This is a genomic window from Streptosporangium sp. NPDC000509 (assembly GCF_042898365.1).
Taxonomy (GTDB): Bacteria; Actinomycetota; Actinomycetes; order Streptosporangiales; family Streptosporangiaceae; genus Streptosporangium.
In genome coordinates this window covers 47,776-61,002 of sequence record NZ_JBIAYX010000006.1, presented here as the reverse complement: position 1 = coordinate 61,002, position 13,227 = coordinate 47,776, and the positions used below count along the sequence as shown (strand labels likewise).

Genomic DNA, 13,227 nt, shown 5'->3' with positions numbered 1-13,227 from the left:
GCCCCTCTTGCACATATTGCGGACATAAAGGTTCTATGGGTAATTTCTGATCGTTTGCTGTTAGCACGCTCCGAACCGTCGACCTCGGCCCTACTTCGGGACTGATGGCGGGCTGGGGTAACGCGGGAGCGATTGGCTCTCGCGCTGACTTGTTCGGAGGGTGACGGCGTATGCGCCGGAGTTTGTCATGGTCGTTTTCGGTAGTCGTGAGAACCTGGACGGCGGTGGCCGTGCTGGTGACGGCGCTACCGGGCCTGCTGCTGTTCCAGGCGTTTCCGGTGTCCGCCGCGACGATGCAACCATCCGCGCTCTTTCACGGCCCCCCCGACACACCTGACCAGTTGACCGGTTCGGCGGCTGGCCTGCCGTCCCTGGTTTCCGCTGACGCGACACGAACCGATCTTCAGATGGCCAAACGCGCCCCGAAGCCTCCCAAGGACGCGGTTCCTTTGGAGAAGCGCCACAAGTTCACGAACGAGCCCGCCAAAGGGGGGCTGAAATCGCCTCCGCCTCTCCCCAAGCGTTCCGGTGCGGAAGGTGCGGCTGCGAAAGACGCGCGAGACTCCTCATCCCCAGAGAAGTCATCGCAGGTAGCAGCGTTGGCTGCGGGACCATCTGTGTCGGACCTGTCGGTGTCGCCGTCCGTGTCGATGCAAGGCGGGGCGGTGACGTCGTCACTTACACCGAGACTGTCCGCCCGTGTGACGGACTCCAGTGGTCGGACTGTGGGCATCAACGTGGAGATCCGGCACGACCCGAACCTGCCGACACAAGGCACAGGGATGATCTGGTCAGACGGAACGGGCGCGGGTAACGCCTCAGGATCACAGGTCAGAATAGACGTCCCGTCCGGGAAACTTTCGGATGGCTGGACCGTGCAGTGGCGTATCCAGGGCTGGGCCGCATCGGCGAACGGGGAGGCTGGACCGTGGTCGGCCTGGCAGACCCTACAGGTGAATATCGCCAAGCCGTCGGTGTCGAACCTGTCGGTGACCCCATCCATATCGGTGCCGGGCGGTGCGGTGACATCGTCATTGACGCCGAGCCTGTCGGCGAAGGTCACCGACCCTGAGGGCCGGACCGTGGGTATCAACGTGGAGATCCGCCACGACCCGAACCTGCCGGAACAGGGCACCGGGGCGATCTGGTCAGCGGGAACGGGCGCCGGTAACGCCTCAGGATCACAGGTCAGGATAGACGTGCCGTCAGGAAAGCTGTCGGACGGCTGGACGGTGCAGTGGCGAATCCGAGGCTGGGCCGCAGCGACCGGCTCACCGGCCGGCGCCTGGTCGGCCTGGCAGACCCTACAGGTCAGCATCTCCAGACCGTCGGTATCAAACCTGTCGGTGACACCGTCCACGACATCGTCGGAGTGGACGACGACGTCATCGCTGACACCGAGCCTGTCTGCCAAAGTCACCGACCCCGATGGCCGGACTGTGGGCGTGAACGTGGAAATCCGCCATGATCCGGCCCTGCCGGAACAGGGGAACGGGCTGATCTGGTCAGGGGGAACCAACGCCTCCGCCGCCTCAGGATCGCAGGTCAGGATAGACGTGCCCTCCGAGAAGTTGTCGGACGGCTGGACCGTACAGTGGCGCATCCGGGGCTGGGCCGCGGCGACCGGCTCACCGACCGGCCCCTGGTCCGCCTGGCAGACCCTGAAGACGGAAGTGCTGCTATGGCAGTGGGCCTCACCGGAGGACAACACCCAGGTCGGTTCCCTGAAGCCGACGTTGTCGGCCTACGCCAAGCCGGGCGATCCCACCTGGGCGGTGTCGTACTGGTTCCAGCTCTGTAAGGGCACTCCAGAAAACTGGGACTGGTGCGAGGCGTCGGGGGGCTGGGATCAGTCGTGGAGCTGGCAGGTGCCGGCGGGGAAGCTGAAGTGGGGGGAGACCTACTCCTGGTACGTGCAGGCCTCTAGTGGTTCCATGAGCGTCACCTCGCCCTGGCGGACCTTCACCACCTCACCAGGGCAGGGCACCATCAACTCGCTGCTGGCCTCCGGCACCAACGGACGCGACTTCGACCATGTGAGCGGCAACTACACCCAGTCGGTCACCGATGCCACCGTCGCCTCGGCCGGACTGCCTCTGTCGGTGAGCCGTACCTACAACAGTCTTGACCCGCGAACGGATGGGGCGTTCGGTGCGGGCTGGAGCACCCGCTGGGATATGCGGGTGCTCCCGGAGCCCCAGACCGCCACGCTGCTGGTCACCTATCCCGATGGCCGCCAGGTGCGTTTCGCGGCCAAGAGCGACGGAACGTACGCTCCACCACCTGGCGTGTACGCCACCATGGCCGATGTCACCGGTGGCGGCTGGCGGCTGATGGACAAATCCTCCACCTCCTACTGGTTCGACACCGCCGGTCGGCTGACCAAGGTCAGTGACCGCCGAGACCGCATCCAGAATCTGATCTATGGAATAGACGGGAAGCTGTCCAAGGTCACCGCGCCCGGCGGACGGTCGCTGACCTTCACCTGGACCGGTAATCATGTGTCGGCTGTATCCACAGACCCGCTTAACGGAGCCCCGCTGACCTGGACCTACTCCTATAACGGTGACGCTCTGACAAAGGTGTGCGCGCCAGGTGCGGGCACCGCCTGCACTGTCTACGCCTACACGACCGCTTCCCGCTATCGCAGTGTGATCGCTAACGCGGCTCCCACCGGGTACTGGCGCCTGGGCGACGCGGTCACCAAACTCGGGGACAAGGTCGTCAGTTCGGCCGACTGGAACATCGATGACGAGGACGCCATCCTCGCCGGCGCTTCCTACAACGTCACCAAGACCAGTCCCGGCGCGCTGGCCGGGAGCGGTAATGGCGCGATGCGCTTTGCCGGGACCGCTAACTCCACCTACGTGCAGTTGCCTTCCGGCGCGATCAACGGGCGCGGTGAGCTGCTGTCGGTCGAGGCCTGGTTCAAGACCACGGGCTCGGGCACCATCATCGGCTACCAGAACTCCATACAGAGCAACTTCACTCCAGCTGTCTACGTCGGCACCGACGGCAAGCTGCGTGGTCAGTTCCGTACCGCCACTACTACCCCGATCACCTCGACCGCCACGGTGAACAACGGCGTTTGGCACCACGTGGTGCTCACCGGAGCGGAGAACACCCAGACCCTGTTCCTTGACGGGCAGATCGTCGGCACGCTCAACGGCGACATCACCCACCTGGACCAGGGCGAGGCACGCGTCGGGTACGGCCACGCCTCCCCGGCCTGGCCCTCCACTGTCACCACCGCGCGCGCCTTCCCCTTCACAGGGGAAATCGACGAGGTCGCCGTCTACGGCAAGCCTCTCGGACTGGCGGAGGTGCAAACCCATTACGCCGCCCGGCTGGCACAACCTCAGATGACGACGGCGACCCTGCCTTCCGGCCGAACCTGGGCGACCAACACCTTCGACACCGACAGCGGACGGCTGCTCACCCACACCGACAACCACGGCGGGACCTGGAAGCTCGATGCCCTGACGTATGCGAGAGACTACGAAACCGACGGCGGAAACGCTTCCGCAGTGGTCACCGACCCCCAGAACGGCACCCTGACCTACGTCAACGACACCCAGCGTAACCACCGCGTGGTATCCGAGACCGATCAGCTGAACAAGATCAACAAATACGAGTACGACAACGACGGCAATCTCGCGAAGGTCACTGACCGCAACGATAACGTCGTTGAGTTGTTCTACAACGAGCGCGGCAACCTGACCGGTCAAAGCACCTGCCGCACCGCGAACAACTGCAACACTTCCTACTACTCCTACTACGTCAATCAAGACAACCTGTTCGATCCCCGCAACGACCAGCGCACCGTGTCGCGTGATGCCCGCTCATCCTCAGCGACTGATGACACCTACGCCACCACGACGACGTACAACGAGTTCGGCGAGACACTCAAGCAGACCACCCCGGCTACCCCAGACTTTCCAAACGGCCGCTCGACCAGCACCACCTACACCGACGGCACCGAACCCGCCATCGGCGGCGGCACCACACCCGCAGGCCTGAACAAGTCCAGTAAGGACGCCAAGGGCAACGAGACGACCTACCGTTACAGCGCTGCCGGGGACCTGGCAGAGCAGACCAGCCCGTCCGGACTGATAACGAAGTTCGCTCATAACGCGTTGGGCCGGGCGACCTCGCGAACCGAGGTATCGGCGGCTCATCCCACCGGTGTCACCACGACGTTCACCTACGACGCGCTCGGGCGCCCGCTGACGCAGACCGCCCCCGGGGTGAAAAACGAAGTCACCAACGTCACCCACACCATCAAAACCGCCTACACCTACGACGCGGACGGCAACAAGCTCACCGAGACGTTCTCGGACCTGACTGGTGGTGATCCGGCGCGCACCATCACCCACACCTACGACACCAAAGGACGAACAGAGACGGTCACCAACCCCGAAGGTGGTGTGACCCACTCCACCTGGGACGTCACCGGCGCCCTGGCCTCGACGACCGATCCGGTGGGCACCGTCTTGACCTACGCCTACACCAAACGCGGCGAATCGGCCTCCGTGACGCTCAAGAACTGGACCGGCAGCCCGGTCGCCCCGCAGGCCGCTCGCGACGTGGTGCTGCAGGCGCTCTCCTACGACCCCGCCGGACGCCTGGCAGGTCAGGTCGACGCGATGGGTCGTAAGACCTCCTACACCTACTTCGCCGACAACCGTCTGTCCGAGGTGGTCGGTGACGATGTCCGCCTCAATGGCTTGACCAGCCTGGACGACGTGGTACTGCAGTCAAATCAGTATGACCCGACCGGTAACCTCGTCCGCCAAGTCAGCGGTGGCGGCAAAGTCACCGTCCAGTCCGTCTATGATGCCGCGAACCGCCTCACATCGACCACATTCGATCCCGCCGCTCTGGGGCGTAAAACCGCTTTCGAGTACGACGCGGTCGGCAACGTCACCAAGAAGACCTCTACCGCGACCGGTACCACCCGCACCGAATCAGTCTCGTATGCCCACAACGTGTTGAATCAGGTGACTCGACAGACGGTAGAGAACGGGGCTGAAGACCTGGTCACCACCAGTGTCTACGACGACCGGGGCCTGCTGAGCGCGGCCACCGACCCGCGTGGAAACGCCTCCGGCGCCACGGCTGCGGACTTCACCGCCACGATGCGCTACGACCTGGCCGGGCGACTGGTGGAAGCCACATCACCGCAGGTGACAGTCGAAAAGAACGGCACCGCCGCCACTACTGGACGGTCCACCGTGAAATACGGCTACAACAGCGCGGGCGAGCAGACCCACATCGTCGATGCCGAAGGGCGCACCACCACCCTCGTCTTCGACAAGGCCGGGCGGCTGACCTCGACCATCGGCGCGTCCTACACCCCGCCGGGCGGTAGCGCGATCACCCCAACGGTGAATTTCGGCTACGACGCGGCCGGGCAGCAGACCACGGTCACCGACCCGCGCAACCACGTCACCTCCACCGTCTACGACGCGCTGGGGCGCCCGGTCAAGGTCACCGAACCCGGCCCCTCCGGGCCGGGCGGCGCCTGGGTCGGCGAGTACAACCTGCTGGGCGAACAACTCGCGGTGATCGACCCCACCGGCGCCCGGAACGAGGCCACCTACGACGACCTGGGCCGGCAGATCACCCAAACCGTGATCGAGCGCACCCCCACCACCGCCGCGCACACCACCGCCCTGACCTACGACACCGCCAGCAACCTCACCAAACGCGTCGCGCCCGGTAACAAGACCACCACCTACACGGTCAACGCCGCCGGAGAGGTCACCGCCACCATCGCCCCGGCCACCCCTACCACCAGTGCCCCGGCCAGCCGCACCACCACGGCCGCCTACGACCTGATGGGCCGGCAGACCAAGGTGACCGACGCGCTCGGCAACGCTACCGAGGTCACCTACGACCTCGCCGGCCGCAAGACCTCCGCCAAAGACCTCAGCGGCACCGGCACGGTGCTGCGCACGGTCGGCTTCGGCTACGACCCAGCCGGTAACCCGACCAGCACCACCTCCGCCGAAGGCCACACCACCCAGCGCACGTTCGACGCCGCAGGACGGCTGACCTCCCTGATCGAACCGGTCTCCGCGACCTCGTCGATCACCTCGACGTTCGGCTACGACGCCAGCGGGGCCCGCACCCGCACCACCGACGGCCGCAACAACGCCACCTGGACCACCTACAACACCCTCGGCCTGGTCGAATCCGTCATCGAACCCGCCACCACCCCCCACCCAGGCGCCGCCGACCGCACCTGGACCAACCTCTACGACGCCTCCGGCAACGCCACCGCCACCCTGCAACCAGGCGGAGTGCGCCTGGATCGCACCTTCGACCACCTGGACCGGATGACCGCCGAGACCGGCAGCGGCGCCGCGATGGCCACCGTGAACCGCGCGGTCACCTACGACAGCGCGGGCCGCCTCACCGCGATCGGTGACTACAGCCTGGAGTACAACGACCGTAGCCTGCTGACCAAGGTCTCCAAGGCCACCAACCAGGTCGCCGCCTACGCCTACGACGCCACCGGTAACCTCACCCAGCGCGTCGACCCGACCGGCACGGCCACCTACACCTGGGACGCCGTCGACCGGCTCGACACCGCCAGCGACCCGGTGACCGGCCGCACCTGGACCTACGGCTACGACAACGCCAACCGGCTCACCAGCAAAACCTCCGCCAACCCGGTCGGCACCCAGACCTACGGCTACGACAGCATGGACCGGCTCACCTCCCAGACGGTGAAGAACAACTCCGGCACCGAACTGTCGAAGATCACTTATGGGTGGGACAAGGACGACAACCTCACCACCAAGACCACCACCGGCACCGCAGGCGCCGGAACCAACACCTACACCCATGACCGCGCCGGACGGCTGACCTCCTGGACCGCCCCCGGCGGCGCCGTCACCGCCTATGAGTGGGACGCCTCTGGCAACCGCACCAAAGCCGGCACCGACACCTTCGTCTACGACCAGCGCAACCGGCTCACCTCCGGCGCCGGAGTCGACTACACCTACACCCCACGCGGCACCCTCGCCACCGAGACCAAAGCCGGTGTCACCCGCGATCTGGTCTTCGACGCCTTCGATCGAATGGTCTCCGATGGTGAGGCCACCTACGGCTACGACGCCCTGGACCGGATGACCTCACGCACCGCCGGCGCCACCCAGCAGCGCTTCACCTACTCCGGACTGAGTAACAACCTCGTCACCGTCGCCGACGGCGCCAACACCACCCTGGCCAAATACGGCCGCGACCCGTTCGGCGGCCTGCTCAGCCTGCAAGAAGGCGCAAGCCCCGCGCTCGCTGTGATGAACGATCTGCATGGCGACGTGGTGGGCACCTTCTCCGCCACCGCTCTGGTCGACTCGGTCGCCTACGACCCCTTCGGCGAGGTCACCCACCGCACCGGCACCGCACGCACCTTGGGCTATCAGGGCGAATACACCGACCCCGACACCGGCAAAGTCAACATGCACGCCCGCTGGTACCAACCCGGCACCGGCACCTTCACCTCCCGCGACACCGCCACTCTCAACCCCGACCCATCAGTCCAAGCCAACCGCTACACCTACGCCAATGCCGGCCCTCTCACCAACACCGACCCCAGCGGGCACAGCAGCATTCCCATCCTGGGCGGAGGCTCTCACACTGGAACCTCTGGAATTTCAGACTGGCAGTCCTACGACACAAGCAGCTACTGGGACAAATACATAGACCGAGATTCCTCAAGCTGGGACTTCACCCCACCAGAGGTCATTCCAGGACAGCCGTACTATTCATGGCCCGATCAGCCGTGCTGCCTTGTGGAGATGGACTGGTGGTTCGATGAGGAAAGAGGAAGAAACCTAGGCGTTACAGAGAAAGGAAAAACGGCACCGAAAGGCTATTGGGACGGAACCAAAGACGAGCGGGCGCTCTTCGATTTACTTGCAGAGTCCATAGATGACCAAAAGGCTCTCAATCGCCTATGGAAAAAAATCAAGTCGCTTAGCTCTAATGCAGGCCCAGGAGGCGCACCGCCCCAATCGCGGGACGGTAATGGCCAGCGGGTGCAATGCAAAGAGATGTACTCCAAGAAGGAATGTAAGGATTTTAAGGACGCCGCAAAAAAGATTCTTTTGTTGCAGGAATTCAACAAAGAATGCTCCACGCTGACCATAAAAACGTACGCTGCAAAGATAGATAAATGCACAAACTATTTGGGCTATCTTGGAATTAATGCAAGCAAAATAAAAGCATCCACGGGAAAGGCCGGACTGGATGCATTTCTTGAGCTCATAACTCCACTGGTAGGCCCTACCGAATGGATTGTAAATCTATTTTTTGAAGACGCGATGGGTTGCGTTGAGGGCGATGCGATCTCGTGCGTGCTTATGGCTGCTAATTTTGCAGGCCCTTCTGGTCGCGTAGTCTCTAGAATAGCCAAAATCGGGAAAATCGCCCCATCGGCTGGAAAAGCCTTTAATAAGGCAGCTGCGGCGTGTCGTCGAAGCAGCTTCCTTCCCGGCACCAAGACACTCATGGCTGACGGCTCCCTCAAACCGATCGAAGAAGTAAGGGTCGGGGATAAGGTTCTGGCCACCGACCCCGAAACTGGTGAGACAGGAGCCAGATCCGTTATCGCCCTCATCGCGAGCGAGGGCATCAAGAATCTGGTACAGGTAACCGTTGACACCGACGGAGCTAAGGGCAACAAGACCGGGACAGTCGTAGCTACCGACAATCACCCATTCTGGGTTACCGAGCTGCAAGAATGGCGAACAGCCGGAGAGCTTCGACGGGGCCAGTGGCTGCGCGCCAGCACGGGAACGTACGTCCAGGTAGCCGGCATTGCCCAGTGGACGGTTACCGATCAGCGTGTCCACAACCTGACGGTAGACGACCTGTCCACCTATTATGTGGTGACAGGGAACACTAACATCCTCGTCCATAACGACAACGTTGTACCAAATATCATCAAGGATATGCTCAGGCAAATCACTACTGGAACACTGAAGCAGCGCACCAACCCTGATGGCACATTAGACTTTTACCGGGGCGGCAATAACAGAAGAACGGCTTGGTGGGAAGGCGCCAAGATCTACGGCTTGCCAGGCAATAACAAGTATAGGATCCTCGAAAAGGACGGAAAATTCGCCTGGGTTGGCCCAGACAAGAACGGGGGCCACAACTACAATAAAGTCATGCAGCTATGCTAAAAATCCGTGCACAAGACAGAGAGAGTCATGAACGAGAAGTTGGCCGCAAGGCTGATGCTAAGAGCTGGCCTAAAACTTCTTGACATCAGGCATAGAACCGGCATCCCTACCTTTATTGCGGGAATGGTGACATCTTGTGGACCACAGGAGGGGCGATGCGACCAGGTTATCAACCTTGATGACCCTGATCGTGTCGCGAAGTTCAATGCCGATTGGTACGCAATGGCGACTGACTTCGGTCTTTTTTCGGCAGATCGCCGTTTCCTGGTTGCACTCAGCCCCGCCATTGATCCAGTTTTTGACCAGGCTCGCGAGGAAACCGACAACTGGGAAGATCCTGCATGGTGGGAATCAGTATGGGGCTTGGTGGAATTACTAGATGACTGGGATCTTGCAGGCGCGGGGGCCGCATCCCATGTTCTGGGATCGGGATACGGCTATCCAGAATTTGCCATGTCCGCCATAGATGGATCGGTCTTCGTCGCAGGAACGGTATGGCAAGACAGTATTGGAATAACCGTCTTGCCTGCACCTTACTGCTCGCCAACGCTTCAAGACTCAGCCCGCAAGAGCCTGGGATCACGAACAGTCTCAGAAAACGAAGATCTAGCAGCCTGGATTGTCCGTGGAAAAGATTGTACTTGACGAGGTAATCTCGTATGGCCAGCAGAACTGGGGGAATCCGTGACGTAGCAGCTGATCTGTATGTTCGTAAGCTCATCGCCACTTGCCGCACGCGATTACCTCATTGGGCTGCCAATCAGCAGCCTAGGTTATCGAATGCATCGTTTTTGATACCGCTGATGAACGACTGTCAATTGCTACCAGCGAAACGCAGCACATGCCCTTTCAGATCCTTACTGTCTCGTACGACGCGACCTCTGCTCGGAAGGCTGCCACCTTCACACAGTTGTTCTGCTGGACGCTCTTGCGTCAAGCGAGCACAGGGCTCTGGTGCGGTCCATGATCTTCTCCTCGTACTGAGGTTGAGCATCCAAATCGAATGTCTCAAAGGATGTGCATGCGTGTGCCGAGGCGGCGGATGCGTTCGCGGTAGCTGTAGCGTTCTAGGTCCAGGAGGGTCCGTACGGCCTGCTGGGCCATGGGGTGGTTGCGGATGAGCATGGGGGCGGACTTCTCGGCGCGTTCGAGTGCAGCCAGGGCATCGTCGCGCTTGCCGCACCACAGTAGTCCCCGCGCATGGTCGAGGTGGTGGTAGCCGACACGGCTGGCCTGTAGGTCCTTGGGAAGGTGGACCGCCTGTGCTCGTTTCACGGCCTGTGGTCCGTCACCGAGTTCGACGGCGATGGCGACGCCGTGGATGTCGATGTTGGGCTGATTGGTGGACAGCTCGTAGTAGTTGGTGCGCTGGCGTGAACCGAGCCGGGTGACCGCTTCGGCGGCGAGCCGGTGGCGTGACCACGCCTCCTCGGCGTCGTTCTTGCGGGCGGCCGTGATCGCGGCCCTCAGTTGGAGACCTCCCCAGAGTGCCAGCGCTTCGGGATGACCTGCGGTGTACTCGTCCTGGATGCTCGCGCAGGCCGTGTCGAGCACAGCGAGCGCGTCGTTCCACGAGGTGCTCGCCCACAGGTTCCTGCTGCGCAGATAGGCGAACAAGACTTCGTGATAAGCATCCCCCGCTCGTTCCCCTGCCCAGCGAATTCGGTTGGTGGCGATCACGGAGAGGTCGGCGTAGCCAAGGTTGTAGGCAACGGCGTCGGCAGCCCGGTAAGCGATCGAGAGCAGGCCGAATGCCGCACTTCGATCAGAGGCCGGGGAGAGATGGGTCGCCGCCTGAAGTTCGGCGATCAGTGACGGAGTCTCGTCGGCCAATTCGGCGTAGCGCGTTTCTCGCCGTAGCCACATCAGGCGTTCGGTCGCGACCCGAAGCTCAGGGAGTGGCCGTACCGCTCCGGTCCATTCGGGGTCGAGGTCGTAGCGCTCCAGTTGGCGGCGGATCTCAGGGATGGCCGAGTGTCCGCGATCCTGGCTCGGGTTGTCACCTCGGTAGGGGCGCGCGGTGAGCTCGTTGGGGTGCATGCGCAGAGCGCGGGCGAGGACGTTGATCAACGCGATGGAGTCCAGGGGAAGGCTGTCGTTCTCGACTCCCGACACCCAGGACTGGGCGCGGCCGACGCGCCGCGCCAGTTCGGTCTGGGTGATGCCCGCGCGCTTACGAGCACGCCGTACGCGGGTTCCCACGCTCTCCGCCGCCGGGTCCAAGTAGGCCATGGGCTCACGGTAACCCGCCGTAACCTGCTTGACCTCCCCGCGCGCCAAAGTATCAGCGGCACTGATGTCGGCACCTCTCCGCGTTCATAGCGTCACCTTTCGTGAGCGGCGACGGGTGCGAGAGCGACAGGAGATACCCCTGTTCGCTGAGCGCGCCGTCCGCGATCGCAGCGGTCCTCGTCCAGGCAGTCCCCAACCACACCGGGGAAGCCGCCTTGACCTAGAAGGACCGCCGACATCCAGGAAATCCGAGCCCTGGAACCCCACAAAACGGCTCTGCCAGGCGAGTGACGTCGCCTGGCAGAGCCTCGTCCGCACACTGGAGGTGCGAACTGTGCTCAACCCTAGTAGAGCCATCAAGATCATCCGGGTTCGATGGCACGCCGAACGACCACCCTCACCCCTGGGCTGCCGCTGGTGCGGCCATCCCCCCTACGCCCACGACGCGGCCAGCCTGCCGCACCGCCCCGGCCACCTGTGGGAACAGCCCACCGCCGCCCAGGTCCGCACCCGCATGACGGCCCGACGCCGCCTCGGACTCTGCAAGAAACTGCCCGCGCCCACCCTCGCCACCCGCCCACCGAGCCGCCCCCTCACGGGCTCCTCCCCCAGCAGCTACGGACACCACGCGCGACCGGCCTCCACAACGCCCACCCCGCCGTACGAACGACAATCACCGCCAGGTGCACGACCCGGAGCAGGCAGACACCAACCATGCCGCACGGCGGTGACGGCATGATCTCCGCCCACACCACCTCCCGGCACGGACCCACCGAAGAGACTGGCACCGACCACCAGGCGCCGCACACCCCGGCGCTGCGGTTCTTCGGCTGGCACCTCTGGTACGGCAAGGCCACCGGCCGCTACTGGGCGCTCTCTCCCGCCTGGTGTCGAGAGCGCATCGGCCTGATCGAGGCCACCACCCCCGCCGAACTCGCCGCACAGATACAGAACATCGAGAGCTACCGCCCCAAGACAGAAAACCCGCCCCCGAGCAACGAGAGCGACATGACGCAGAACCCGGGAGGTGACCAAGATGACCGCACGCCTGCTGTCCCTGCTCGTCGGCGTACTCGCTAACCGCCTCCGCACGACGACCGACGATGCCGTACGGTCACCGCACCCGGAACGGATCCCCGGGTCGGCGTCCCTTGGCCACACGCCCGTCATCTCTCAGCGGTTCGCCGCCACCCCCGAGCAGGTCAGACCCGCCCGCGCCTTCGTCGCCGAACTCCTCGGTAACGACCACCCGCTCCGCGACGACGCCATGCTCCTCACCAGCGAACTCGCCACCAACGCCGTCGAACACTCCAGCGGATCACTCGATGCGCAACCGGCAGACACCGAAGCCATCGATGTGGGGCCGTACGACGACACCGGACCGCACGACGCAAGACCGTACGAGTACGACGCGGGGACGGTCGAGCGAACACCGGAGTTCGTCGTCACGGTGGCCTTCCTCCCCCACGGCGTGCTCATCACCGTCCAGGACCCCGGCGCCTTGCAGATCCCCTGTACGAGAAAGCCCAGCCCGGAGGCCACCGGCGGCCGAGGACTCATGCTCGTCAATGACCTCGCCGCCCGCTGGGGATTCCACCGCGACTCCACCGGAACCGTCGTCTGGTTCGAGCTCCGCTCGACCGACGGGTAGTCCCTGATCACGACGCCTCGCCTCGGCTACGGCTTCTTCACCACCGGAGTTCGCGACGATGTCCGCGCGGATGTCGCTCCGTCCGGGAAAGTTCGTCACCGACTCCCCTGCTCACGCTCTCGCGGGTGATCCCCAGCGCATCGACCG

Annotated in this window: 5 protein-coding genes; 4 read left to right on the top strand and 1 reads right to left on the bottom strand. The window is 63.5% G+C overall.

The annotated features are described in order from the left end of the window. The first annotated feature begins 224 nt into the window (after window positions 1–224). The gene (locus ACFY3D_RS12930; RefSeq protein ID WP_389978591.1) at window positions 225–9,197 is read left to right on the top strand and encodes a polymorphic toxin-type HINT domain-containing protein; all 8,973 of its coding nucleotides are present in this window, start codon (window positions 225–227) and stop codon (window positions 9,195–9,197) included. 27 nt (window positions 9,198–9,224) lie between these two features. Next, entirely contained in the window at window positions 9,225–9,842 is a 618-nt protein-coding gene (locus ACFY3D_RS12925; protein ID WP_389978588.1) for a hypothetical protein, read from the top strand. A gap of 363 nt (window positions 9,843–10,205) precedes the next feature. Here ACFY3D_RS12925 and ACFY3D_RS12920 read toward each other — a convergent pair whose 3' ends face one another. Next, window positions 10,206–11,429: a helix-turn-helix domain-containing protein gene (locus ACFY3D_RS12920; RefSeq protein WP_389978585.1), complete on the bottom strand. Its 1,224-nt coding sequence runs from the start codon at window positions 11,427–11,429 to the stop codon at window positions 10,206–10,208. Between the two features lie 735 nt (window positions 11,430–12,164). Between ACFY3D_RS12920 and ACFY3D_RS12915 the strand changes: the two genes are divergently transcribed. After that, window positions 12,165–12,509, top strand: coding sequence for a hypothetical protein (locus tag ACFY3D_RS12915; RefSeq protein WP_389978582.1), 345 nt, complete (start codon window positions 12,165–12,167; stop codon window positions 12,507–12,509). Beyond that, on the top strand, window positions 12,466–13,080 hold the full coding sequence (locus tag ACFY3D_RS12910; RefSeq protein WP_389978579.1) for an ATP-binding protein: 615 nt from the start codon (window positions 12,466–12,468) through the stop codon (window positions 13,078–13,080). The genes ACFY3D_RS12915 and ACFY3D_RS12910 overlap by 44 nt, the downstream gene beginning before the upstream one ends. Window positions 13,081–13,227: the final 147 nt, after the last annotated feature.

Excerpts from the sequence above, each read along its gene's own strand:
- ACFY3D_RS12925 (WP_389978588.1), top strand. The coding sequence starts at position 9,225 with ATGAACGAGAAGTTGGCCGCAAGGCTGATGCTAAGAGCTGGCCTAAAA.
- ACFY3D_RS12920 (WP_389978585.1), bottom strand. The coding sequence starts at position 11,429 with ATGGCCTACTTGGACCCGGCGGCGGAGAGCGTGGGAACCCGCGTACGG.
- ACFY3D_RS12915 (WP_389978582.1), top strand. The coding sequence starts at position 12,165 with ATGATCTCCGCCCACACCACCTCCCGGCACGGACCCACCGAAGAGACT.
- ACFY3D_RS12910 (WP_389978579.1), top strand. The coding sequence starts at position 12,466 with ATGACCGCACGCCTGCTGTCCCTGCTCGTCGGCGTACTCGCTAACCGC.